Source organism: Bacillus sp. DJP31 (genome assembly GCF_049310945.1).
Classification (GTDB): domain Bacteria; phylum Bacillota; class Bacilli; order Bacillales; family SA4; genus Bacillus_BS.
Genome location: NZ_JBMERO010000004.1, coordinates 15,188 through 39,861, shown reverse-complemented (window position 1 = coordinate 39,861; position 24,674 = coordinate 15,188). Strand labels below are relative to the sequence as shown.

The following is a 24,674-nucleotide window of genomic DNA, read 5'->3' as shown; positions in this document are numbered from 1 at the left end:
AAATAGTTTGTCGTTTCTTATACTTAATAAACTGAAAGTTTTGTCTATTTTTAGAAAAACCTGGCTAACCCTTTCATAAGTAAGCAGTTCAATCAAAATTTAAACCAAAAACACGTTTATAGCACACGAAACAATATGGTTATTCATAATTTGGAGTAGATGAAGCATAAATGGAGGGCCTAGGCGATGAAAGGATTTGCAAACATGATTAATTTCTTTTGTAAGAAAGACCGTAAGAGAATTGTACCCATCATTAGTGAAACAGAGCTATCAAAATTGATGATGATGCCTATATCAGAAAAAATTAACTTTATAGGAAAGAAAGAAGTTGAAATAATAAATAGGATTAGAAAGGAGGTCCAATCTTTAAATGTAAATAATATCACTAGAACAAAGGCCTATCTTGAATTTTATATGAATAACAAGGAAATTCATTGGTCATTCCTAGCACATATGGTATCAAGGAATGGTGGATGGAATATGACGGATTTAAAAGGTTCGATACTTAGGGAACTTCTGCCGACAAAAAAGGTTCCACTTTTTTTTGAATTTCTCGAAAAAGCAAATGCAACTATCTTTCATGATGCCTATAGCCAACTCTTACTATATCGCTACAGCAAACAAAGTGGGAGAAATCTGTTTTATTTGTTGCCCCATTTATCAGTGTCCGCCTTCATGAAGCCTATTTGGGACTATTTTTGGAAAGCAAAGAATTCACCATTGCTAACAGTAGCCCTTATTGTAAATGAGCAACACCATATTCAGCGTTTAATTGACCACCCAACCTATAAAAATGAGGTACTAAACACCATCCTTTTTAAAGCACAAGAACGATTTGGGTTTACAGATGTATTATTCCCGCATAAAAGAAGCTCAGATAAAATAGATCTAGCAGGTGTTACAGTTAAGGTTTTTGAAAATGTGAATGAGCGGATAGCAATTGGCAAAACCTTATACGGCATTTTATTTAACGAGATATTACCTTCTGCCACCTCTTTTGCCATTCATACTCCCCACACAGGCTCTCGAGCAGATTTTTGGCCAGACATTTTCACAAAAAAAGAGCCTAAAATGAAGAGTAGCATTAAAGCCCCCCTCATTTTCAGCCCTACATTAAAACAATCCTGGTTCAATTATGAGCATGAATTTCAAGACCAAACGGATTGGTATACTACACCTGAAATATTCAAACATTTAACAGATTATTATATACCGGCTTCTTACAATCTGACAAATAACTATAAAAATGACTTAAAGAGCTTAGTATTAATGAAAGAGTTAAAGTACATGGTGTCTTAATTCTTCTTTTGTTTCTTTAAGCCTTAGTTTCTACTCCACACTAAATAACTGTTTTACTTTTGGAACGACATAGTGGCTACCACCACGATCTTTTACATTCTCAATCATCACCGCGATTAATAGGTCGGAATCTGGTGTGTTCATCGCAATAAACCAACCATTCTCTTGTGCCACTACTTCTTTTGATGCCTTAAGCTCTGCCGTACCTGTTTTTCCTGCAATACTTATTCCTTTCACAACAGGCTTATGTGCAGTACCTAAAGGATTTTCAACAATTTGAATTAGACTCTTTAATAATAGATTCGTGTGCTCAGGGCTCACTACACTTTTCTTCCAGTATGTAGGAATAGATCCTTCTTTCTTTTCCAATTGTGGCTTCATCATACTCCCCTCATTTACAAATGCAGAATAGGCACTTGCCATATGAATAGGACTCATTTGTATTTCCCCTTGACCATAGCCTGAATCGGCTAAAAGTCCTTCAGAAGTAAAGCCATCATTTGTAATGGTTGATTTTCTCGTAGGAAATTCAAAAGGTATTGCTTCGTCAAAACCAAATGATTGCAACCCTACTTCAAGCTTCTCTTTTCCTATAGCAAGCGCTGTCCGAGCAAAATAGATATTATCTGATGTTAGCAGAGCATCGTGTAAATTGACTTTTGTAAGGGTCGATGACACACGAGTAATGGACTTTCCTCCCCAAGACTCTCCCTTAGTCCAAGTCAAGCCCTCAATTAACATTTTCTCGTCAGGATTCGTTACACCGGCTTGTAATCCTATTGCTGCAGTTAATGGCTTAAGCGTGGATCCCGGCGAAAAGGTCTTATTAAATCTTGCCATCAATGGTTTAAGAGGGTCTTCATTGAGCTTATTCCAGCCTGCTGTCGAAATGCCAAAGATAAAACCATTAGGGTTATAGGAAGGTGAGCTAACGAGTGCTAATGTTTCACCTGTTCTCGGATGCATAGCAACCGCAGTTCCTGAATCACCTAGTAGTTGTTCAAACACATTTTGTTGAAGATTTGCGTCAATTGTTAGAGTAATATCTATTCCATTCACTGGAGCTTTTTCAGCAATCACTTCGCCTTTTGGGATGAGAATTTTCCAGCCAATTTCTCCTCTTAGCCTTTCTTCAAAAACTTGTTCTAGACCAACTCGACCTATTTTTGAGATTTTAGTATATCCTTTTCCTTCTAGCTCTTTAAGCTCATCTGCATTTATAGTTTGTATATATCCAATCAAGTGAGCAGCTTTTTCACCTAGAGGATAGTATCTTGAATCAATTTTCGTATTAAATGTTACACCAGTAAAAGAACTTAATTGTTGGATGAGATCTTGTTTATTTGGGTCAATCCTTTTAATTGGCACAAATAGATCAGGCTTCACCCAGCTTTCATTTAGCTTTTTTTCAATTTCTTCCGTTGAGATTTCTAATAATCCAGCTACCTGTTCGATCGTTCCTTGACGTTGTTCTCCTAGCTTGCCAGGTTCAATCCCTACTTCATTTACCTGACCGTTTTCCGCTAGTCCTAACCCATTACGATCAAAAATCTGCCCTCGAACAGGTTCAGTAGAAGAGACCTTTATTTCTTGCCCCTCCTTCAACTGTGGGAAAAGATGGCTAGAGTTCCACTTTATGAACCAGTCTTCACCTTCTTCTGTTTCTTCCTTTACTACTACTGCCTCATGGGTAAAATCAATCTTCCCAGCAATCGTGTCCATCGAAACAGAATAGGGAAATGTGATTTCTTCTTTATCCTTCACATCAACTTCCTCTTTTGGTTTTATAAAGTTAATCTTAACATTCGTCGCCTCAATGGCATTATAGATCGTCTGATATCGTTCGCTAAACGCCTTTTCTGGATACATCGTCTTAGAATTGCTTGCTAATTTTTCATGCATACTTGTAAATTGCTGTTCATTCCATAAATCAACATATTCAGCAAACCGATCCTCTGGTTTTGGCTTTTCAGAACAGGCTGAAAGAATGATTACTAGAAAAATAAACATGAATATTTTTTTCAAACTGATTCCCCCTTCAAAAAAAATCCATTTAAAGTATATCATTCGTGCATTTATTTTCGTCATCTAATGAGCTAGCTTTATATGAATCTTACTAATTAAGGTGATGGATTATCCCATTACGTCGTCGCTTTTATCTTTATGTACTAGTAGAAGACTAACTAAAGACGATAATTCTTTCATATCTTGGTATACAGCATCTGCCTTAGCAACCCCCCAGTTTGAATTTTCCTTCCAAATCGTATGTAAACCTACATTTTTTGCTGCCAACATATCGTGAAAAGGATGGTCACCAATATATATCGCATCGTTAGCCCTAACGGATAGGTTCTGAAGTGAGAGTTCAAAAATTTCTTTATCAGGCTTTCTTAGTCCAACTTCCTCTGAAATGATGACATCATCAAAATAAGGACCTAGGTTTAATGAATGAAAGATACTTCTTTGAAACCCCAGCCTTCCATTTGTAATAATCCCCATTTTATAACCCGCTTCTTTTAGTTCCTTTAGCATCTCTAATGTGCCATTGAATACTACGCACGTTGCCTGAAAATTCATGATGTAATCATTGAGCAATTCTTCGCTGGTATATTTAAAAATCGAATACTTAGTTACTAATTTTTCATAAACAACATCCTTCCAAACATGGCCATTTTTGTCTAATATAATAAAATCAAGAAGGAACTGCTCCATTGAAAACGTAGACGAATTAGCAAATAAACGGTCATATTGAGATTGTAAGAATAAATACAAGCTCTGATCTCGGTCGTGTAATGTACCATCTAAATCAAAGATTACAGCCCTATTCATTTGTTCACTTCCTTCATTTCCCTTTTTACTTATTTTAACACAGAACAAAAAGCGAAAAGCGCCGCGATTAGTCCAGGCATAGAAAATATTCTAAAAAAAAATAATTGGGTGGATTGGCCGTTCTCTAAACAATATAAAAACGACGAGTTTTCCCCGTCGTTTAGCTACCCAATATCTTCTTCATCCCAAACTTCTTCTACAACCTGCTTTGATAATAAATAATCAAAAACAACATCTGCTACTTCCTCAACCTCATCACCACTAGGGACATAACCTCTTAACAAAAGCTGCTCATAAATAAATTCAGCAAGTTCATCTGTGTCTATGATCACTTCAATCTCTTTCATGTTATCACCCCTTATTTCGATTTATGTTGTCCTCCCACCTTTTATGATTAAAAAAGTTTTTTTGACTAGTAGGGTGAAAATCGTTCTATTTTGTCATCCTTTTCATATCTATTTACTAAGAACTTGGACAAGCCAAATGGGGGTAATGAGAAAATGGGGAAATTAAGTAAACAATCAATGAATACTATAAACAATGGACAAAATCAGCTTACGATCATTGAAGATTATCCAACTTTTGACGAAGTAATTGAAAAGGTAACAAATGGGATGTTTAATGTCATCTTATTTGGAGGAATCCCTTATTTTCTATGGATTTTTATTCAATTTCTCATTATGTCTTAGTATGTGTCTTCACTTTTTCCGGATGTATACTTCAATATATTTTCCATGACTAGCTCCATGACATGATGATATTCTTCGTCCTGAAAGAGTTCATGGAGAGATTGATAATCGTTATAAACATCTAGTAATCCATCAATGATAGCTTTTCTTTCTTTCTTTAACCGAAGCAATTCCTTTTCTGTTCTTCGCTGCTGATTCATAGATTGCAACATCTCCATCATTTTAGTTTCTTTTGATTTCAAATAGTGTATTTCTAGCTTTTGCAGAAATATCGGAGCATTCTCGTGGTCAGCAATTAGTACAATTTCGTCTTCTCCAGCTTCTAACCATTCACCGTCTGTTAACCTTGAAAGCTCATAAATGATATCTTCCCATGAATCCTTTTTGTACCTCCATATTTCTGTTCGGAGCCCCACGATCTTAAATAAATCCTTTTCATACCCTCTTACATGAACAAGGTCACCAAAATAATACTTATATTCAATTTGTAAAAATTCTTTTTTCGGATGGATCTCCTCGTATTCGACAATGCTCTCTAAGGCATCCTCTAAAAAAAGACCTTCGCGACTGCTAAGCTCGTAAACATAAGCTCCCTCTAACACTCTGACACTAGAGATCTTACAAACTGTTCCAAAATGCGTAATAACGACGATGTCCCCAACCTTAAATTTGGGCGGCTTATTTTTCAAGGTTCTTCACTCCCTTTAGACATCGTGACTTTTTTGTTAATGTAGTATATGCACTCAGCTATAATTCGCCAATGAAGAATCCTTTGAATTCAAAACAAATAAAAAAAGTATAGAAAAAATCCTCTATACTTTGCTTCCTATACTCGAAATAACCACCTTACTCTTTTCCTAAATTCATACCGAATAAGACAGGTTCATTTTTTGTCAAAAAAATAGCACCCATTAGTTGAGTACTATTTCTCATTTTGCCTATATAATTCCCACACCATATCGAATGTGGACATACTTTTTAAATAGAATCCGTTAAGTTCAAGGTAATTCGTCAGCTCGTAATAGTCAAATGATTGCTTTGGAAAGCTGTGGTCTTCATATGCAGCATTAGCAAATTCAGCCACTTCATCATTTGGTTTAGCCGCTCTATATTTCATTAAAAAGTGAAAAAATGACTTAGTCAATCGTGTTGCCTCCTATTACAAATCCATCATCATTAGATAAATTAAAATTATAACAGAGACAACGAATTTCTCCAACCATAAAACTGTTCGAACGACCTTATGTTTCTTGATTAAAGTAATTTCTTTTTAGCCACCTTGTAGTATCCATTAGTTGCTGATAGGTTAGTGTCCCAGCAAGCTGTGTATAATTAATAAGAAGCATATGCTCTTCAATGAGCTGAATCACTTGGTCTTTTTGGACATTATTTCACAGTCTGAACACTTTATGCAGGGTGTTTGTGTAATTGTAATGGCTCTTGAACGATCAGGAAGCTCCCAATGAACCGTATTTTCACTAGCCTCAATCTCTATTGATTCACACCAATCACATTTTACATCTCTTCACCTCTTTAAGATCAGTAGTTAACTCTTATCGAGTGTTTTCTTTTGTTCCGCTAGATATTTCTTCTCTTTTAAAACATCACGTTTTTCACGTTTATCTTTGAGAGAGGCATGCTCCATCAACATTTTAGAAAATAACTTACTCATGATGAATAACTCCCCTTTTATTGAAGTAGAAATTGTTTTGTTGTATATATTCTATTACGATATATTCCCTTTAAAGTTTCAATCCTAAACCTATACTTTAAGTAATTTCACCAACTCGGTGATTGTATTATAAAAAGTTAGATGAAGATTAAGCATTATTGGACCAAGTTTATTAAACATAAAAAGTCCCCCTTAGAATTGAATCTAAGGGGAACGGGTAAACATCAAGACTTTACATGAGAATGAATAGATTGTGTTGTATAATAGGAGTATAAAAATTGTGAGTGGGGGAAGTGGGGAAATGGGAGTAGCTGATAAGAACCAACGGGAAATCACTTACGCAGAATATAAGTCATGGGATGAAGGAGAACGGTGTGAGGTGCTAGATGGTAAAATCATTAGTATGGCCCCTTCGCCACTTCCAGAGCATCAAGAAATATCGATGCAATTATCGATTGAAATTGGCTCTTATCTTAGAGATAAGGTTTGCCGAGCATTTGCTGCCCCGATAGATGTCTACTTATTTGAGGACTCACAAAAAAAATGGGCGGATGAAAACATAAGAAATTGGGTTATACCGGATTTAATTATTGTCTGTGACCCAAATAAAATTAAACGAAGCAGAATTCTAGGTGCCCCAGATTTTGTTGTTGAAATAATTTCTTCTTCTTCCGCAAAGATTGATAGAATAGATAAAAGACTGGCTTACCAGCGAGCAGGAGTTAAAGAATACTGGATAATCGACCCTGCTAATCAGGTGGTTGAAGTGTACCTTTTAAAGAATCATTCATTAGAACTCCATGGTGTTTATAACAGAGAAGAAACTATCCCAGTTCAGATATTAGAGGATTTATCTATAGAGTTAGCACTCATGTTTCCGAAAAGAGAAGACTAGTAACACAAAAGAGAGGTTTGGTCCTTGGAAGGGCTTTGCTATAAAAGATTTGGATGGTTTTTGTATCGCTTTTGGCGGTACTGATTCAAAAGAATAAACAAAAAGTCCCCAATGTGAAAAAACAGGGGACTTTCTGTTTGGATTTCAATTCAGGTCAGAAACATATCTCTCCAACCGATCCAATGCTTCTTTTAAAATATCCATAGAATAGGCATAAGAAATTCGGACATATCCCTCTCCATACTCAGGAAAGGCATCCCCAGGAACAACAGCCACTCGGGGCCTCTTTTAATAGCCCAACGGAAAAATCGAAGGATGATAGATCGAATTTTTCAATCGAAGGGAAGAAGTAAAAGGCCCCATTTGGCTTCACTGTTTCAATCCCCATTTGTACTAAACGATCATAGACATATTCCATTCTCTCTTTGTATATATCTTTCATCATAATGGCGTCATCTTGACCATTCGTTAACGCTTCAAACGTGGCCTTTTGTGAGATCGTAGTGGCACAGGAAACGTTATATTGGTGAACTTTTACAAGATGCTTTGCTATATTTTTTGGGGCGAAAAGGAAGCCTACACGCCACCCTGGTCCTACATTCCTTAAGGAACTACCTAATTGCAATAAGGCGTATGCTTCATATTCAGCATTAAGACCTATACGAATGGCTTCTTCGTACAGAGGTATTGCGTTATCCTCATGTCCTAAAAAATCATATGCATTTGCCAATGTTTAGTACAATTTGTTCCACAAAAAAGAACATTAATCCTTCCTAGACTAACGCTCTAAACACATGACTTCTTCCACTAACCTGCCCGTTTCTTTAATAGCAATAGGTAAGACTTTGATGCAATCTCCATCTTTTCCCCTGCTCCACACCCAACGTGCGATTTTCACCGCATTAGGCGTTCCATCTTATTCTGCGGAAAATCCCATCATCTTACTCGACCCTGTGAGTTTCATTTAGTTATGTTAGTTTTCAAAGAGAAGACTTGGGCCTTAAACCCTTGTAGCATTGTTTTTACTTCGCTCATACTTTACGACATGCAGAATATTACGGTATGCAAGACATATTTGATGACCTTTAGGAAGGAGAAACAATCCATAGGTGAGTACAGACTATCCCTCCACGTTCGTTACACGCTTCAACGGTACTGTGTCCCTACTTTCGCAAGAGTAAAGTCACTTCGATAAATATATTATCTTATAGACACCATCCCGATAGTAGTCGTTTAATAGTAGATGTTTCTTACTTACAACGTTCCGATTAACCTAGCTTTACATATATCCGTAGGTGCTCACTTTAAGCCTGCCAACCTATATCCTCATTTGTTAGATATCCCGAAGTTCCTATACACTACTCGTACTTTCCGGTGTTTGACACTGCGTTCGCAGCATACGCCTTTCGAGCGTATTAATTTCTAGACCCGTACATTCGCAAGTTCGTCAGTCCATTTAGACATTCTCACCATAGATATTTTGTAGCATCCCGACCTATCACAAACCATATTCTTTGATAAGCAACTTAGGTTCATTTCAGCCGACTTTACCTAGCTTCATACACGTTCTAACTACTATCATTATGTGCATGTAGGAGGATCAGATAACTCGTTTCAGCTCAACATGACGGCTTTCATTCCGAGTTTCAATTAATCAGTTGTAATTGCTTAATAGCAATTCTCCTATTTCGTGCTTTGGCACTTATAAGGAAACGTTTCGCGCAGTGTAATACTTCACAAACTATTTAATAATATTCTCTTTTACCTTCGAAATCCCCTTTAAAAAGGAAATCAATATTATATCTATGAGAAGCATTAATTGTCAGAATAAATATCACCATATTTAAGACACGCTTTATTGGATATATTACTAATAAAATTTTTAGGAGTCGTAAAATGTCTTGACTGCTAATACAATCCTTGTTTTGATATAACAAGTTGTTAAGATACAACTCCTTTTTTATTTAAAATAAAAATATATTTTGGATTTGAATAAAGTCCCTTTCTAACTTACAAATTGACGCAGAAAAAACAAAATAGCACTCATTTCTGAGTGCCATTTAAACTTTAAATCTAAGAAGAAATATCAAAATAGTTTCTCTTTAGTAATCTCGGTATTTCCATTAGCTCTTTATAGGTGATAGTTTTGACAATTTTCTTTGTATCTACTAAATACAATTGGTCTTCAATTTCTTTTATTAGTTCTTCTGTCTGATAAATCATGTTACAGTCTGTACATATAATGGTAGGTGTCTGCATAATTTCAATGGCTCTTGATCCATCTGGTAGCTCCCAATACACAGAGCCTTCCCCATTACTCGCATCTCCCTCGCACCATTGACAATACATTTCCTAATCACTCCCTATGGTTTGGCTGTCAAGCTTTTCTTTTTGATCTGCCGGATCTTTATCGGATTTATTTTGCTGTGCCTGGAATTTCTTTTCCTTTAGTACATCACGTTTTTCACGTTTATCTTTGAGAGAGGCATGCTCAGGATTTTCATTATACTCAATACGTCTTTGAAGTCGATTTATTCCTTCTGGTACGAGATTAAACTGTTGATCATTCATTAATCCGGCAATTCCAATGGTTGAATTTTTGTTTTGATAGTCAGCATAAACTTCTTTAAAATACTCATCAGCCCGACCAGGAATATAATTTTCTGGTTCCGGATATGTCGTAATCACTCCTTCAAAATTACGAAGGACAACTTTTGAAGGGCTTTGTGAGATCAAGTAATTTGGTTGTAAAGAAATTTTCCCACCACCACCAGGAGCGTCAACGACGAAGGTAGGTACTGCATATCCAGAGGTGTGTCCTCTTAATCCTTCAATGATCTCCAATCCCTTTGAAACGGGAGCTCTAAAATGGCCAATACCCTCAGAAAGATCACATTGATAAATATAATAAGGTCGAACTCTAATCATGACTAAGTCGTGCATAAGCTTTTTCATGATTGCCACGCTGTCGTTGATACCTGCAAGAATAACAGATTGATTTCCAACGGGAACACCAGCATTTACGAGCATTTCACAAGCCTTCTTTGCTTCTTCGGTGATTTCAATTGACGTGTTAAAATGTGTATTTAGCCAGACGGGATGATACTTCTTTATGATATTGCAAAGGTTTTCAGTAATTCTTTGCGGAAATACAACAGGCGCACGTGTTCCGATTCGAATAATCTCAACGTGAGGAATGTCTCGTAAGTTTTTTAAAATATATTCAAGAATTTGGTCATTAATTAATAATCCATCTCCACCTGAGATTAATACGTCTCTTACTTGTGGATGCTCTTTAATATAAGTAATAGCTTGATCTAATTGTTTTTTGGGGACGCCCATCCCAATTTGACCAGAAAATCTTCTTCTCGTACAGTATCGACAATACATGGAGCATTGATTGGTCACGAGGAACAAGACCCGGTCAGGATAGCGATGTGTTAACCCTGGTGTCGGAGAATCCTCATCCTCATGTAACGGGTCTTCTAAATCATATTTCGTTTTCAAGATTTCTTTTGAAATGGGAACAGATTGCATACGGATTGGACACCTAGAATCATGTGGATTCATTAAGGAAGCATAGTATGGAGTAATATTAAGTGGAATCGTTTTTGTAGCAATTTTAACACCTTCTTCTTCCTCAGGCGTTAAGTCAATCACTTTTCTTAAATCATCTAACGAACGAATTGTATTCGTTAATTGCCATAGCCAATCATTCCATTGTTCATCTGACACATCTTTCCATAGTTCGATCTCTTTCCAATGACGTGATGATTTAAAAACATCGTGTTTCATGTTTTACCCTCCTCATCCAATAAGCCTCAATCATCAGCTTTACCTTAATTATATGTGAGGAACTTCTAAACGGTTATTCCAATGGATTCGATTACAAGTATGCCAACATCCTATTTTCTTATTTCAAAAATCAGTTTTGTTTATGAAAGGTCCTTTACCCAAACATTCATATCTTCGAGCTTATCAAAGATATAGCAATTATTTGTTAACCGGCCTTTATATTTATACTGTAATTGTTGAAGGGCTGCATTCATTCCAAAAGATAGTGCTCTCGCGATTGAATACACACAAAAAATCTTTCTCTCCAGCATTTCCTTCTCAAGTTGGAGGATTAAGTGCTTCAGTAATCCGTGACTTCGGTGGACAGGGAGTGTTGCACAGTCTGATATCTCAGCATTAAAATATTTTTTATTCATACAAGCCGAGGCCGCACTAACAATGGTTCCATCCTTCTCAATTACATAAAAAATCGTGTCATATTCCATGGATGATTTTATAAATTCAGGGTCATTAAGAGGGGTAGGGTAAATTTGAAATACACTGTTATAAAGACTTGCAAGTTGTTCTGCATCTTGTAGATTTCCTTTTCTCAAACTATAGCCATCTGGCAAACTCTCAGTTGAACAAAGTGAAGGAATTTCTAAAACCTTTTGTACAATTTCATCTTCCTTTATCCACTTATTACTTTGCCTTCTCCTTTGTTCCAAATACATAGCTAAGGTATAGGCATGACTTCCATGAAAGAAGCCCTCTAGTATTGCTTCTAATAGAAAACCCTTTTCCACAAATACATGAACATGCTCCCGTCTGGCATAGATAATGACTTTCGAATAGGAACGACTTGTGGAATGTTCTATTATCTGATTTACAATTTCAAACAAATTCCCACGGTAATCATCCACTCGTAGTCGTTGGTTAAAATGATCAAAGCACGCAGATATATAGTAATTGTCACCTTGAATTTGCTTATTTTCGTAAAATGGTTGAGTTGACACATTACTCCCTCCTTACTTCTTTCTACATCCTACGACTAAATGCTCAATGTTATGTATATAAAAAAGTCGACAGGATCTGCCGACTTTTATTGAGTCTATTGAGTTTCCTCTTCTGTTCGATAGCTCTTGTTTCGAATACCAGACCTTCTAAGGAAGATGGTAGCCTTTACATCAATATCCGCTATTGAAAAATAGTGATTCCATTCTTTTTTCATTTTTTTGAATTCATGGTAATGCTGTCTCTCTAGAATTTCTCCAAATCCAAAAATGTCAGATTCAAAGCTTTCTTGGACTTCTTGAATGGTGTTGGATACTTCCTTCTCAATTTGTTCCTCAACACCTTTTTCGAACTTTTCATACGTTTTAATTTTTTCTAAATCAGGAATACATTGAGTTCCATCTATTCTTGCCTCAGCAAATAGATTTATCTTAAATTGAGGAATGCCATTCTCAACTTCTGATTGAATATCTGCCTTTGAGCCTGTAATTCTCACGTCTATATACTTTTCATCTTCCTCTTTACACTTAACAGTCAAGCTAGTTTCCTTCAATCCTTTCAGCCAAAGAAAGCTTCTTGTGTCATTTATTGACATTGTTCCTAAAAGCTTATCACCCTTAAACACACCAAGTCCCGTTATCTCTACAATCGCTTTAGGATCAATTCTTTGGAGATTCTCTAAACTCCCGTTATCTGGATCACCTACTACATGAATGGTTGCAAGTGTCGGTTCACTTCCTTCTGAAGTGATAGCAGAAATAAAATCAGTTAATTTCATGTTGGGATTACCACCCCATTCCTTGTAAAAACTATCCATTTGTTTATTGATTTTTAATGAAGAAACTTTTTGCAGTGGATATGCCACTTTTAGTGCTTGTGAAGCCTGATCTCCTTCAAAAATTAATATATTAAAATCATTTCGAAATTCTCCACTTCGTTCTAAAAAATCAATAAACCCCATGACTCCTTCTTCCGCTATCTTTTTATCAATAATGAATACACGAGTATGGGAGTAATTAAGTTCCCGAGACATACCTACATTCATCCGACGAGCTAGCTCTGATAAAGAGTTTCCCTCTTGTGAGTAGGTAATGGACGGAGCAAATCCTTGTGCTTGCATTTTAGAGTTTTCTGTTGCGTTTAGCACCTCTACTGTCATTTTGTATTTATACTTCTCACCCTGATCAACGGCTATTCCCGTTACAATCGATACATCATTCAATTCGACACGATCCCAGCAGCCTGTTAAAAAAAACAAAAAAAGGAGTAAGCTTGTTATTTTCGAAATGGTTTTCACGTCGATTCCTCCCCAACTCTAGGAGGTCTTGGCTTTTTCGTTTTCATTTGACGATTTGGTGCTTCTGTTTGAAGATACGTAGGTCGCTTCTGATTGGCCCAATAAGGAAACCTGATAAAAACGTCGGATTGATCCTCCATAATTAATGGAGCAATTGGTGTTAAATAAGAAACACCAAATGAACGTAAACTCGTTAAATGAATCACCATTAAAACTAAAAATAGTAACACCCCGAATAGCCCAAATATCGAAGCAGCAATAATGATGACAAATCGTAATAATCTCGTCGATATTGAAAAATTGTAGATCGGTGATACAAAACTTGCGATAGCTGTAAAGGCTACTACGATAACAAGAACATTTGATACTAACCCCGCCTCAACCGCTGCTTGTCCAATTACTAATGCCCCTACAATCGAAACAGTCTGACCGACTGCCCTTGGCATTCTTACCCCTGCTTCTCTGAGCACTTCAAACGTAAATTCCATGGCTAGTATCTCCACAACCGCGGGAAATGGTACCCCTTCCCTCTGCGCTTGTATACTAATCAATAAGGTTGTTGGTAGCAACTCATGGTGAAAAGTTGAAAGAGCTACGTATAGGGATGGGAGAACAAGAGCAAACATGAATGAAATATATCGAATAAACCGAATAAAGGAAGCCATCACAAACGGCTGATAATAGTCCTCTGTAGCTTGAAAAAAATCAGTAAAAACAACAGGGGCAACTAATACAAATGGACTACCATCTACGATGACAATGATTTTTCCTTCTAGCAGGTTGGCAGATGCGCTGTCAGGTCTCTCTGTATTATTTAGAAGCGGAAATATAGTGAAGGTTTTGTCCGTTATGAATTCATCAATATTCCCTGAATCTAAAATAAAGCTAGTGTCAATCTGACTAATTCTTTTTCTCATCTCATTTACAAGATCCTTATTGGTGATTCCATCTATATAACCAATTACAACAGAAGTTTGGGTATCTTTACCCACAATAAAAGATTCAAATCTCAGATGGGGATTTTTTATTCTTCTTCTAAGTAAGCTCACATTGGTCTCCATCGACTCTGTAAAGCTATCTTTTGGTCCTCGGATGATGGTTTGTGTGCTTGGTTCAGAGATGCTCCGGTACTGAATATCATAAATCTTTAGGCAAAGAGCAGAAGAAACCCCTTCTACAAAAAGGCATACATATCCTGATAAGATGTACCATATAGCATCATGCTCTTTCGTTACAAATTCATAGGGTAGCCCCATAAAATACTTTTCTCTTACTTGCTCAAAAGTTGTTTCATCCGAAATATTGGCATTATCTTCTATTGTTAAACCAAGAGGCTCGACCATTTTTTCCGTTATTTGCTTTGAATCAATCATACTATCTAGATAGCATATGAATCCATTTTGTTGTCCAATTTTCATTCTGCTTTGCGTAAAGTCGATCGTATCTTGAAAGGACTTTTTACAAAACTCATAGCTTGAAGTCAAAATGGGCGTTAAATCTTTAGGTGACTCATTTGTAGATAGTAATTCGTCACTCGATGTGGGCTCTTGTGAAGTCTTTTGTGAGCTAAACAATTTCTTTAGATTGATCACGCTGTTTACCACCCTTCATACCTTTTGTTTTCCAATAAATAATAGGAAATATTAGGAGAGGTATACCGAGCTGAAAAGGAAGATGTAAATAAAGAGGCACAAATACTAAACCTTCTTCTAAGTGTTCGGCAAAGTCTTCGCTAATGAATATCGACATATAAGCGATAAGCATGGTTAACGGAAAAATGAATTGACGATAAGGTCTGTTGAAAATGAGCTCTAGGCCTTTTGTACCACCATAAGTAAATACGGCAACTTTAATAATGACTCCAAACATCATAATAAAAACGATTAATAAATCAACCCGCTCTATAAAATCCAACAATGATATTTCTCTTGCAGCTGATAATAATGGAAAATTCGACCGATTCTTCATTTGGTATCCGAGAGTAGTGATCTGAACGATTGAAGAATAGACTAGCAATCCTCCTGCAGCTAGAACGGCTAATACCCCTACCCTCGCCACATACTTAGCATTGGATACATATGGCATAATAAGGGTGAATACAATTAGCTCTCCAAATGGAAATGTTAGTAACGTAGGGAAAACGGCTTTAAGTACTGGACTTACCCCCTCCGGAAGAATAGGTAATAAGTTCTCCAATTCGATTTCTCCTGTAAAGGCAATACCTAAGCTAATTCCAATTATGAATAAGATCACGTATGGAAAAAAAATTTCACTCGTTCTACCTAATACCTCGAGGCCTAGATAAAGCACGTATGTAATAATTAACATCACCATTATGACCGTTATTTCAATAGGAGTTGCTGGAAGGATAGAAGAGACTAATAGCTCTCCAAAATCTCGTAATACACGCGCCGCAATGTAAAAAAAATAAATCACATACATGAACGTAATAAATTTACCTATCCATTTTCCAAATGCAATTTCCAATAACTCAAATAAATTTTTACCCTCTATTCTTGCACTTAATCTATGATAAAACAGGAACAAACCTATCCCTAAAATTGAAGCAATTCCAACAGCAATCCAAGCATCCTGTTTGGCATCATTTCCAATGCCCACAATAATGGCACTTCCCATCTCGAAGATGAAAATAAGGATAAACAGCTGCCATAACGATATTTTTTCAGTTAAGGCTTTACTCATGTTATTTCCCCTCAACTTGCTTAGGTGACGTTTTGTTTTTCTTCCAAACTCTATAATCAATACCTAAAGCCACCATTAGAGCTACGACATTTGCTCCCACAGAAATGCTTTTATTAGTTGACGGTTCTGGAACTACTAGATAAAGGATTGCGTCCAAAAATGAAATTTCATACAAGTAGGTATCACCCAACCCAACCATTACCACAGAAACGACGAAAACAAGTAAATAAGAAATAGTGACCATGATACCTCCATAAAAAGTCTTACATATGAAACTCCTCCTCATTTTCTCCCGTAACTCGCTTTTTCATGTAAGCTTTTCCATATAAAAAACGAAAGCCACTTTCACTTTCGTTTACTTGCACCAATCTATAATCATAAGAGCAAAAATTTCTGCAGCTTCAAACAGTTGATCCACTATGATGTATTCATCCGGATGATGAGCAACTTCAGTCGTTCCTGGTCCAAACACAATTGTTGGAACTTTCGCCACGTGTGTGAAAAGTCCACCATCTGTCCCCCATGGAGATGCTTCAATTAAAGGTTTATGACGTTTTACTCTTTCAAAATTGTGTTGAAGCACCTTCATTGCCTCATGGTCTAGATCAATGGTTCCCGGTACCCATCTCGCTCCAAACCATGTAAGCTCCACTGGATGTTGAATAAACCATTCATCATCTTGGGTTAGAGAATTTAGGAGCTTACCCACTTCATCTTGAACATCTTTCATGCTTTCTTCAGGTGCCACTCCCACTCTACCTTCTAATATAACCTCGTCTGCTACTGAGGACGGCCATGTCCCTCCATTTATTTTTCCTATATTTATGGGTACTGGAATCGGTACAGCCTTATAAAGGGGGTCGACAATTCGAGCATTCCTACTTTTCTCAAGCTCAAGCATTTTTTGAATGACGATCATACTTTTTTCGATGGCACTTACACCCTCATATCTTGTACCCCCATGTGCGGATTTCCCTTTAACTGTTACCTTAAACCACATAGAGCCTTGTTGCTTAGGAAAGATCTTCATATTCGTTGGCTCTGGAATGATCGCTGCATCTGCCTTGTACCCTCTTAATATGGCAGCGAGTGTTCCAGCACCGCCACTTTCCTCTTCAATCACACTTTGAAAAATAACGTCTCCTTTAAGTGGGAGATTTAAGCCAACAACTGCTTCAATGGCTAGCAAAAGAGCCACTGATCCACCCTTCATATCTGATGTACCTCTTCCAAACATTTTTCCATCGATAATCTCTGCACTAAAAGGATCCTTGGTCCACTGAGATAAATCTCCTTCAGGCACCACATCAATGTGACCGTTTAAAAGGAGCGATTTCCCTCCTCCACTCCCTCTTTTTATTCCAACTACATTCGAGCTTCCTAAGAAGGAAACTCTTGGAGATACAAAGTATGGGTGATGCTGCATCTTTGTATAATTGGGTTCCCATATATCTATTTCTAGCCCAATCCCCCTTAATTTTTCAATGATAATGGCTTGTGCAGCACTTTCATTGCCTGAAATACTTTTCTCTTGAACTAGCCTTTGCAATAATCGAATTCCAGTTCTTTTGTGCAAAGCTAACCATTCTTTAATCTTCCCCTGAACATCCAATTTGCCATCCCCCTAGTCTACAAAAAGAATCTCTCTATCTACTAGTAATTCTGACTCCGTATTCTCTAAAACATCCCGAAGATTGTAAGGATTCATTATTTCTATTAACCTCAAACCCTCTTGTGTAAATTCCATTACCGCTAATTCTGTGATGATCATGTTCACACAATTCTTTGCCGTAATAGGGATGGTGCAAGATTTCACAATCTTTGGGCTTCCATCCTTGTTTGTGTGGTTCATGAGTACGATTACCCGCTTTGCCTTTTGAGCTAAGTCGATTGCTCCTCCCATACCTGGTACTCGTTTACCTGGAACGATCCAGTTCGCAAGGTCACCATGTTGACTAACCTGCAAAGCACCAAGAATGGTCAAATCTATTAGACCCCTTCTAATCATTCCAAAGGCAATAGAACTATCACAATATGAAGCACCCGGCATAATAGAAACGGGTAACCCGCCTGCATTGCATAAATTGCCATCTTCAAATCCTACTTCAGGAGAAGGCCCCATACCAAGTACTCCATTCTCTGCATGAAACATTACATTAAGTGAAGGAGATAAGTGATTGGGTACAAGTGATGGGATTCCAATTCCTAAATTCACCACTGTATGATTTTTCACTTCTAATGCTGCACGTCTCGCTATTTTGTTTCTTACCTCTATTCCCATACCCATTTCCAGCGCACCCCTTCACTTTGGATCACACCATTCACAAAACACCCTGGGGTAATAATTTCCTCCGGAGAAAGTTCTCCAACTGGAACAACCTCTTCTACCTCAGCGAAGGTAAGGTCACCTGCCATCGCGACAAGAGGATTGGTATTCCTTGCACTTTTGTCATACACTAAATTCCCATACCTGTCGCCTTTTTTGGCGAACACAATAGAGATATCTGCTGTTAGTGCAGTCTCCAGAATGCATTTTTTCCCATTAATATGCAATATATTCTTACCTTTTTCTACAATGGTATTAACTCCAACATCCGTTACGATTCCTATTAATCCAACTCCACCTGCTCGAATTCGTTCGACTAACGTACCTTGTGGACAAAATTCAACCTCTAATTTTCCTGCAGTCATTAATGCGCCTGCAATGGGATTAGAGCCTATATGTGAGGTAATGATCTTTTTTACCCGCTCGTTTGCAACAAGTGGACCTATGCCGATTGTTGGGAATCCTGTGTCATTTCCGATTAAGGTTAAATTCTTAACACCCATCTCTAAAATTTTTTGTACAATCGTCGGAGGTGTTCCAATTCCACCAAAGCCTCCAAACATAATTGTGCTTCCGTCGTGTATATACTTCAGAACGTTTTCAATGGTTGTCATTTTATCCATTATATACACCTCTTCCTTATAACAAGACCCCTTTTAAACGGAGGATTTTTTCAACATCTTCTAATGCTGTATTTAATTTGGAAATTAATTCATTGATTTCATCTTTTGTTATCGTTAAAGGGGGAGCGATGATAATGGCATCACCTTGTATTCCATTTTCTCCAGCAGAAGCTGGATAAACGAGTAAGCCTTGGTGCTTTGCTTTTGAAATGATTAAATTGGTTATCTCCCACTTAGAATCAAAAGGAAGCTTCTCTAGAGTAGAAACAAATTCTAGACCGAGCAATAACCCCTTCCCTCTTATATCACCAATAAGTGGATGTTTAGACTGGAGGACCAAAAGTTCTGAGCGTAAATACTCACCACTTTCTTCCGCTTGTTTCAGTAGCTGTTTTTTCTCAATATACTCTATAACAGCTAAGGCGACAGCAGCAGACTGAGGATTGCAACTTAAGGTATGCCCACTCATGATTACGTTCGAACCCTTCTGAATCGGTTCGATAACTTTCTCTTGTACCAATACAGCAGCAAGTGGAGTGTACCCTGCGCTTAACCCTTTTCCTAAGCACACAATATCTGCTACTGTATTCCAATGCTCTAATGCTAGCATTTTACCCGTTCTACCCATGCCAGTCATCACTTCATCTGAGATTAGTAGAATATTATACTTATCACAGATCCTTCTAATTTCTTCATAATATCCCGGTGGTGGGGTAATGGCTGCACCGGCTGCACCAACAATCGGTTCAATAATAAAAGCTGCAATATGCTCCTCCCCCATTTTTAAAATCGCATGTTCTAGTTCACTTGCACATTTGAGCTGACAATTTGGGTAGGTTTCATTGAAAGGACATCGGTAGCAATAGGCCGGGGATACTGTTGGATATTCTTCTAACAGGGACGAGAAGCGAGCTCTTCTATGGTAGTGACCTGACATGGACAAAGCACCCATCGTAATACCGTGATAGCTCATTTTACGAGAGAGTATTTTTTTCTTTGTATTTATTCCAATTTCTTGCCAATATTGAATGGCTATTTTCAAAGCGGTTTCGGTGGCTTCTGAGCCACTGTTTACTAGAAAACTATAGTAGCTTACACTCTCTGAAATAGAAGATAGCTTTTGTGCTAATTGTTCTGCTGGCACACTTGTAAACTGGGACCTATAGACAAAGGATACTTTCTTGGCTTGTTCATTTATGGCGTCAATAATCTCTGTCACACCATGACCAATACTTGCAGTAACTGCACCAGATGAACCATCTAAGTAAATATTTCCATCCGTGTCATATAAATAGACACCTAGCCCATGACTAATTACGGGGTACTCTTCATTTAACAAAGGTTTGATAAGGCGAGAATCCTTCATTTTTATTCCCCCCAAAAGTGAACATGATTTCTAAAAGTTTATTCTTCTAGTTGACCAATCATGAAAACAATTAGACATAATGTAAAACAGAAAAAACAATGACAAGGATAAATAATGCATTGTCATTGTTGAAGTATACGTTTATGCATCCATATGGCTGCCTGGGATCCTTCCCCCATTGCAATGGTTAGCTGCTCTGAATGGGCAACAATATCCCCCGCAACCCAAACATTAGGAACATTTGTCTCCTTTGATCTAGGATCTGCCATTATATGATGATTTTCAAGCCTCTCAACGCCAAGCTGTCTTAATAGGTCTGTATTTATTTTCGTTCCTCCAAAGGCTAAAAAACCACGATCTCCGCTTATTTCTTGCCCTGTGGTCAATGTCACTCCAGTAAAATTCGAAAGTGAGTCTATCAGGACTTTTTCTACTTCTTCTGTAAAGACTTTTATATCTTTTTTCTTCAATTGTTGATTTAAGTCTTCATTAATTTCTATAGTCTCATGATTGATATAAATGATTTCAGTCGTCCAATGTGTTAATGTTAATGCCATATTAGCTCCCACATCTCCAGAACCTAACACAATGACTCGCCTATTCATAACTTCATATCCATCACAATCTGGACATAAATAAATCGTAAGCCCCAGACACTCCTTTAGATTGGGAATTTGTATAGGTATTCTATCAGAAACGCCCGTAGCCATTAATAAATATTGACATTCATATTGAAAAGCTGAACTCCCTTTTAAAAGCAGACCTTTAGACGTCTTACGGGCGGTCACTATTTCATCCTTCAAAAAAGTCACACCGTATTTCTCAGCATGCTCCCTACCTAGATTTCTTAATTTATTTCCATCTATTCCATCTGGCCAGCCTAATACGTTATGATAGCATCTACATAAGGTTGAACGTCCATATCCTTTATCAATGACAGCGACTTGGTGCTGATATCGACCAAGCTGAATAGCAGCCTGTAAGCCAGCAATCCCACCACCGACAATTATACATTGAAATTTCTTCATACTCCTCCTCCTTTCTTAGAGAACTCTCCAATTGAAAAAGTAACTGGTGACTACTCCAGTTACTTCATTTTCTTTTTTGATTGTTTTTCCTTACCTTGAGCTGTATTTATATTTTTCGTTTGAAGTTCGTGCAGTCTTGAATCATATACTAGTTTTGCCTCATACTCATTAAAATGCATAAAAAAATACCCCCCAATTAAATAGTTAGGAGGTATTCTACCCAAGTAACACTAAAGTATACATTAACTCTTTACTTGATCATTCCATGACTTTAACAATCTTAACTCTCTTTCAGGTTGTAATCCCGATAAGAATTCATAATTCTCATCACGTGTGAGGCACCAATCGTATGTATCTTTAATTGTTTCTTTTAAAGGTCGCACAGTGAGACCCGCTTGGAATGCCTTCTCGGTATTAATTGAGGAAAAGCCGTCCATCCCCACACCTATTGGGATATAAATAGGTAAGTCCGTCCAAAACTTCACTTCATTCTCATCTAGAAACTTCTCCCCCACCCAAGTTAACCTTGCATTCGGGGTAAGAGCTTCTTGACAAGCACCTAAAAATTCTCCCATGGATAATGCTTCATTGGGTCCTGTTACATGGTATGTTCCAATTGATTTGTTTTCTAATTGCTGAATAACAAAAGACGCTAAGTCTCGGACATCAATAAACAGTACTGGTGTTTTTGGATCCCCTGGAGCTAAAATTTCTCCACCAGATCCCATTCGTTTTGGCCAAAACGTGAACCGGTCTGTATGATCATACGGTCCAACAATTAATCCAGGTCGAATAATAAGGTGACGATCAGGGAATGTCTTCTTTACCTCTACCTCACAAAGTGCTTTTAAGGCACCATAGGTTTCACCTGTAATCTCTTCAACTGTTTCATCTTCTAATGTTGCGACCGCACTTTCTTCTGTTAATCCTTTATTAGAAAAATCTTTATAAACAGAAATGGAAGATATAAAGGTATATACATTACACGACGAGGCTAATAGACTAGTAGAATCATTCACGATTCTAGGTACATATCCGCTTGTATCAATAACAGCATCCCATTTCTTTCCCTTTAAACTACTAATATCTCCATCGCGATCACCTATTAACCGTTCTATGTCTGGGTATAACTCCGAGTTTGTCTTACCTCTAGTAAAAATCGACACTTCATGACCACGTCTCATACATTCGTCAACAAGATGTCTTCCTAGAAATCTGGTACCACCTAAAATAAGGATATTCATTACTATCCCTCCCTCTTAGAGAATATTCTTCATAACTGAGGTTTTGTCCTCTATTTATGGTATTCGAGGCTAGTCTATAGAATGAATATTTAGCTTTATTGAAATAAAGCTGTAACAAAAGGATGTGTTTTATTAAAGTCATTTTATCATACTGATAATAGAAAAAAACAGGGAAAGTCCCCCTGCTAGTCGTTTAAAGCTTTCATTATATCCCGAGCAATCCATACTCCACAGGCACTAGCTTGTGCTAGTCCTCTTGTCACGCCTGCACCGTCTCCGCCTAAATATAAACCTGCCATTTCTGTTTCAAACTTATCATTTAGTTCGGGACGAGCAGAATAGAATTTTGCCTCTACACCATAAAACAAGGTATGCTCTGATGCTAGACCAGGAGAAACTTTATTTAAGGCTTCTGTCATTTCTATTAAACTCTTCATTGTGTTATAAGGTAAAACAAGTCCAAGATCACCTGTACTGCCTCTTTTAAGGTTGGTTCTAAAAAGCCTTCACGAATCCTGTTTTCCGTTGATCTTCTCCCTTTTAAAATATCACCATATTTTTGAACAATGAGACCACCATTTGATAGACTATTAGCCAGCCTAGAAACCTCGTGTGCGTATTCATTAGGTTGATTAAAAGGATCAGAAAATTTGTGAGAGACTAGTAGAGCAAAGTTCGTATTTTGACTTCCGAGCAATGGATCTTTATAGGCATGTCCATTGGCTAGCATAATTCCAGAATGGTTTTCTACCACAACATGTCCAGAAGGATTGCTACAAAAGGTTCTGACTTGGGTTCCTACTGAGGTATTGAAGATGAATTTACCTTCGTAAAGGTTTTGATTAATCTCTTCCATTACAATATCTGAAGTTTCTAAACGCACCCCAATGTCCACTTGGTTATTTGTCATTTTAAGGCGACGTTTTTTCAAAATGTTTGACAACCAAACTGATCCATCTCTTCCTGGAACAATGACGATCTTTTCGGCTATGATTTCTTCACCATTCTTTAATTGAATACCTTTTACATGATGAATTCCGTCGATTTTCTCACTAATGACATCTTCTACTTCTGTTTTAAAGCACATCTCTACTTTATCTTTTAAGTATTCAAAAATACTCTTTAATATTTCTAGATTTTGTTCAGTTCCTAGGTGACGAACTTGAGCTCGAAGAAGCTTTAAGCCTGCAGCATAGCCTCTTTTCTCAATATCTCTGACTTAATCAGTTAAAGGATCTGTGATGGATTCCGTTGCACCATGACTTAAGTTGATTTCGTCAACGTACTTAATCAGTTCAATCACTTCAGAGGGTGATAAATAATCTGTCATCCACCCACCATATTCACTTGTAATGTTGAACTTCCCATCAGAATAGGCACCTGTACCACCAAAACCATTTGTAATGGAACATGCCGGTAAACAGCCAGCAAAATCTTTCCTAGTTGTTGCAGGAGGGCATTTTTCAATTTTCTTCTCCAAAATCGGACAGTTTCTTCTATATATATCATGACCTTTATCGACTAATAAAATAGTTGCATGTGGCATTTTTAACGAAAGTTCATAGCAAGTAAAGATTCCGGCAGGACCTGCTCCTACTACAATTACATCATAGGTGTTTTTCATGATTTACTCCCCAATCTTATGGATAGTTATCTTTTTAAGCCATAAGTAATATAACAAAGGAATAAAAGCAAGTCAATTAAAAACGAACAATAAACAGTTATATTTAATTATTATTCGTTTTTACTAGAAATCAATCAAGGTAAATACTCCATCTATGTCCTTGAGAATTTTTTGTGTAGGTATGACATCTTTTAAGAAACTACTTATGTATCATTAGTAATTGTTTGGATAATACATCAAGAAAGAGTAAAAGCCCATCAACAAATTCTGATGGGCTCTTAAGAATTACAT

21 protein-coding genes and 5 pseudogenes are annotated in these 24,674 nt (G+C 37.2%); 3 read left to right on the top strand and 23 right to left on the bottom strand.

Features of this window, described 5'->3' with window-relative positions; all coding sequences use genetic code 11:
- The first annotated feature begins 186 nt into the window (after positions 1-186).
- Positions 187-1,299: a DUF2515 family protein gene (locus ACOI1C_RS05640; protein ID WP_422508853.1), complete on the top strand. Its 1,113-nt coding sequence runs from the start codon at positions 187-189 to the stop codon at positions 1,297-1,299.
- Between the two features lie 30 nt (positions 1,300-1,329).
- Here the strand turns inward: ACOI1C_RS05640 and ACOI1C_RS05635 are convergent, their stop codons facing one another.
- From ACOI1C_RS05635 to ACOI1C_RS05625, 3 genes are all read right to left on the bottom strand, one after another.
- Complete coding sequence (locus ACOI1C_RS05635; protein WP_422508851.1) at positions 1,330-3,324, bottom strand: penicillin-binding transpeptidase domain-containing protein; 1,995 nt, start codon at positions 3,322-3,324, stop codon at positions 1,330-1,332.
- 108 nt (positions 3,325-3,432) lie between these two features.
- Positions 3,433-4,128, bottom strand: a complete 696-nt coding sequence (locus ACOI1C_RS05630) for an HAD family hydrolase (protein WP_422508850.1) — start codon at positions 4,126-4,128, stop codon at positions 3,433-3,435.
- 164 nt (positions 4,129-4,292) lie between these two features.
- A complete protein-coding gene (locus ACOI1C_RS05625) occupies positions 4,293-4,475 on the bottom strand; it encodes a YozD family protein (protein WP_422508848.1) in 183 nt (60 codons plus the stop codon).
- Positions 4,476-4,628: 153 nt separating this feature from the next.
- Between ACOI1C_RS05625 and ACOI1C_RS05620 the strand changes: the two genes are divergently transcribed.
- Complete coding sequence (locus ACOI1C_RS05620) at positions 4,629-4,817, top strand: hypothetical protein (RefSeq protein WP_422508846.1); 189 nt, start codon at positions 4,629-4,631, stop codon at positions 4,815-4,817.
- Here ACOI1C_RS05620 and ACOI1C_RS05615 read toward each other — a convergent pair.
- The 4 genes and pseudogenes from ACOI1C_RS05615 to ACOI1C_RS05600 form a co-directional block, all read right to left on the bottom strand.
- Positions 4,814-5,506 carry a hypothetical protein gene (locus tag ACOI1C_RS05615; protein ID WP_422508844.1) on the bottom strand — a complete coding sequence of 231 codons (693 nt, stop codon included), beginning with the start codon at positions 5,504-5,506 and terminating at the stop codon, positions 4,814-4,816. The two genes, ACOI1C_RS05620 and ACOI1C_RS05615, sit on opposite strands and share 4 nt — an antisense overlap.
- A 233-nt stretch (positions 5,507-5,739) precedes the next feature.
- A complete protein-coding gene (locus ACOI1C_RS05610) occupies positions 5,740-5,961 on the bottom strand; it encodes a YozE family protein (protein WP_422508842.1) in 222 nt (73 codons plus the stop codon).
- A 97-nt stretch (positions 5,962-6,058) separates the two neighbouring features.
- Positions 6,059-6,321, bottom strand: a pseudogene (locus ACOI1C_RS05605) (YokU family protein); the annotation flags it as partial.
- 42 nt (positions 6,322-6,363) lie between these two features.
- Positions 6,364-6,459, bottom strand: a pseudogene (locus tag ACOI1C_RS05600) (hypothetical protein); the annotation flags it as partial.
- Between the two features lie 331 nt (positions 6,460-6,790).
- Here ACOI1C_RS05600 and ACOI1C_RS05595 point away from each other — a divergent pair.
- Positions 6,791-7,384 carry a Uma2 family endonuclease gene (locus ACOI1C_RS05595; protein WP_422509190.1) on the top strand — a complete coding sequence of 198 codons (594 nt, stop codon included), beginning with the start codon at positions 6,791-6,793 and terminating at the stop codon, positions 7,382-7,384.
- A 144-nt stretch (positions 7,385-7,528) separates the two neighbouring features.
- Here the strand turns inward: ACOI1C_RS05595 and ACOI1C_RS05590 are convergent.
- The 16 genes and pseudogenes from ACOI1C_RS05590 to ACOI1C_RS05515 form a co-directional block, all read right to left on the bottom strand.
- Positions 7,529-7,973, bottom strand: a pseudogene (locus ACOI1C_RS05590) (aminotransferase class I/II-fold pyridoxal phosphate-dependent enzyme); the annotation flags it as partial.
- A 15-nt stretch (positions 7,974-7,988) separates the two neighbouring features.
- A pseudogene (locus tag ACOI1C_RS05585) lies at positions 7,989-8,114 on the bottom strand (tetratricopeptide repeat protein); the annotation flags it as partial.
- A 1,343-nt stretch (positions 8,115-9,457) separates the two neighbouring features.
- A complete protein-coding gene (locus ACOI1C_RS05580; RefSeq protein ID WP_422508840.1) occupies positions 9,458-9,733 on the bottom strand; it encodes a YokU family protein in 276 nt (91 codons plus the stop codon).
- 3 nt (positions 9,734-9,736) lie between these two features.
- Positions 9,737-11,179, bottom strand: a complete 1,443-nt coding sequence (ablA, locus tag ACOI1C_RS05575) for a lysine 2,3-aminomutase (RefSeq protein ID WP_422508838.1) — start codon at positions 11,177-11,179, stop codon at positions 9,737-9,739.
- A gap of 140 nt (positions 11,180-11,319) precedes the next feature.
- Positions 11,320-12,174, bottom strand: a complete 855-nt coding sequence (gene ablB / locus ACOI1C_RS05570; protein ID WP_422508836.1) for a putative beta-lysine N-acetyltransferase — start codon at positions 12,172-12,174, stop codon at positions 11,320-11,322.
- A gap of 95 nt (positions 12,175-12,269) precedes the next feature.
- Entirely contained in the window at positions 12,270-13,469 is a 1,200-nt protein-coding gene (locus ACOI1C_RS05565; protein WP_422508834.1) for a Ger(x)C family spore germination protein, read from the bottom strand.
- On the bottom strand, positions 13,466-15,061 hold the full coding sequence (locus ACOI1C_RS05560) for a spore germination protein (protein ID WP_422508832.1): 1,596 nt from the start codon (positions 15,059-15,061) through the stop codon (positions 13,466-13,468). Before ACOI1C_RS05560 ends, ACOI1C_RS05565 begins: the two co-directional genes overlap by 4 nt.
- Positions 15,036-16,172, bottom strand: coding sequence for a GerAB/ArcD/ProY family transporter (locus ACOI1C_RS05555; RefSeq protein ID WP_422508830.1), 1,137 nt, complete (start codon positions 16,170-16,172; stop codon positions 15,036-15,038). Before ACOI1C_RS05555 ends, ACOI1C_RS05560 begins: the two co-directional genes overlap by 26 nt.
- 1 nt (position 16,173) lies before the next feature.
- Positions 16,174-16,416 (bottom strand): hypothetical protein, encoded by a 243-nt coding sequence (locus ACOI1C_RS05550; RefSeq protein WP_422508828.1) that lies wholly within the window; start codon positions 16,414-16,416, stop codon positions 16,174-16,176.
- A gap of 111 nt (positions 16,417-16,527) precedes the next feature.
- Entirely contained in the window at positions 16,528-17,784 is a 1,257-nt protein-coding gene (locus ACOI1C_RS05545) for a peptidase (protein WP_422508826.1), read from the bottom strand.
- Positions 17,785-17,796: 12 nt separating this feature from the next.
- Positions 17,797-18,459: a 3-oxoacid CoA-transferase subunit B gene (locus ACOI1C_RS05540; protein WP_422508824.1), complete on the bottom strand. Its 663-nt coding sequence runs from the start codon at positions 18,457-18,459 to the stop codon at positions 17,797-17,799.
- On the bottom strand, positions 18,444-19,121 hold the full coding sequence (locus tag ACOI1C_RS05535; RefSeq protein WP_422508822.1) for a 3-oxoacid CoA-transferase subunit A: 678 nt from the start codon (positions 19,119-19,121) through the stop codon (positions 18,444-18,446). The genes ACOI1C_RS05540 and ACOI1C_RS05535 overlap by 16 nt, the downstream gene beginning before the upstream one ends.
- A 16-nt stretch (positions 19,122-19,137) precedes the next feature.
- Complete coding sequence (locus tag ACOI1C_RS05530; RefSeq protein WP_422508820.1) at positions 19,138-20,487, bottom strand: aspartate aminotransferase family protein; 1,350 nt, start codon at positions 20,485-20,487, stop codon at positions 19,138-19,140.
- 122 nt (positions 20,488-20,609) lie between these two features.
- Complete coding sequence (locus ACOI1C_RS05525; RefSeq protein ID WP_422508818.1) at positions 20,610-21,515, bottom strand: NAD(P)/FAD-dependent oxidoreductase; 906 nt, start codon at positions 21,513-21,515, stop codon at positions 20,610-20,612.
- 242 nt (positions 21,516-21,757) lie between these two features.
- On the bottom strand, positions 21,758-22,759 hold the full coding sequence (locus ACOI1C_RS05520) for an NAD-dependent epimerase/dehydratase family protein (protein WP_422508816.1): 1,002 nt from the start codon (positions 22,757-22,759) through the stop codon (positions 21,758-21,760).
- 185 nt (positions 22,760-22,944) lie between these two features.
- A pseudogene (locus ACOI1C_RS05515) lies at positions 22,945-24,383 on the bottom strand (NAD(P)/FAD-dependent oxidoreductase).
- Between the last annotated feature and the right edge of the window lie 291 nt (positions 24,384-24,674).

Bases quoted from the DNA above. Each gene is read 5' to 3' on its own strand.
- ACOI1C_RS05640 (WP_422508853.1), top strand. From the start codon at position 187: ATGAAAGGATTTGCAAACATGATTAATTTCTTTTGTAAGAAAGACCGT.
- ACOI1C_RS05630 (WP_422508850.1), bottom strand. From the start codon at position 4,128: ATGAATAGGGCTGTAATCTTTGATTTAGATGGTACATTACACGACCGA.
- ACOI1C_RS05625 (WP_422508848.1), bottom strand. From the start codon at position 4,475: ATGAAAGAGATTGAAGTGATCATAGACACAGATGAACTTGCTGAATTT.
- ACOI1C_RS05620 (WP_422508846.1), top strand. From the start codon at position 4,629: ATGGGGAAATTAAGTAAACAATCAATGAATACTATAAACAATGGACAA.
- ACOI1C_RS05595 (WP_422509190.1), top strand. From the start codon at position 6,791: ATGGGAGTAGCTGATAAGAACCAACGGGAAATCACTTACGCAGAATAT.
- ACOI1C_RS05580 (WP_422508840.1), bottom strand. From the start codon at position 9,733: ATGTATTGTCAATGGTGCGAGGGAGATGCGAGTAATGGGGAAGGCTCT.
- ablA (WP_422508838.1), bottom strand. From the start codon at position 11,179: ATGAAACACGATGTTTTTAAATCATCACGTCATTGGAAAGAGATCGAA.
- ACOI1C_RS05555 (WP_422508830.1), bottom strand. From the start codon at position 16,172: ATGAGTAAAGCCTTAACTGAAAAAATATCGTTATGGCAGCTGTTTATC.
- ACOI1C_RS05550 (WP_422508828.1), bottom strand. From the start codon at position 16,416: ATGGTCACTATTTCTTATTTACTTGTTTTCGTCGTTTCTGTGGTAATG.
- ACOI1C_RS05540 (WP_422508824.1), bottom strand. From the start codon at position 18,459: ATGGGTATGGGAATAGAGGTAAGAAACAAAATAGCGAGACGTGCAGCA.
- ACOI1C_RS05535 (WP_422508822.1), bottom strand. From the start codon at position 19,121: ATGGATAAAATGACAACCATTGAAAACGTTCTGAAGTATATACACGAC.
- ACOI1C_RS05530 (WP_422508820.1), bottom strand. From the start codon at position 20,487: ATGAAGGATTCTCGCCTTATCAAACCTTTGTTAAATGAAGAGTACCCC.
- ACOI1C_RS05525 (WP_422508818.1), bottom strand. From the start codon at position 21,515: ATGAAGAAATTTCAATGTATAATTGTCGGTGGTGGGATTGCTGGCTTA.
- ACOI1C_RS05520 (WP_422508816.1), bottom strand. From the start codon at position 22,759: ATGAATATCCTTATTTTAGGTGGTACCAGATTTCTAGGAAGACATCTT.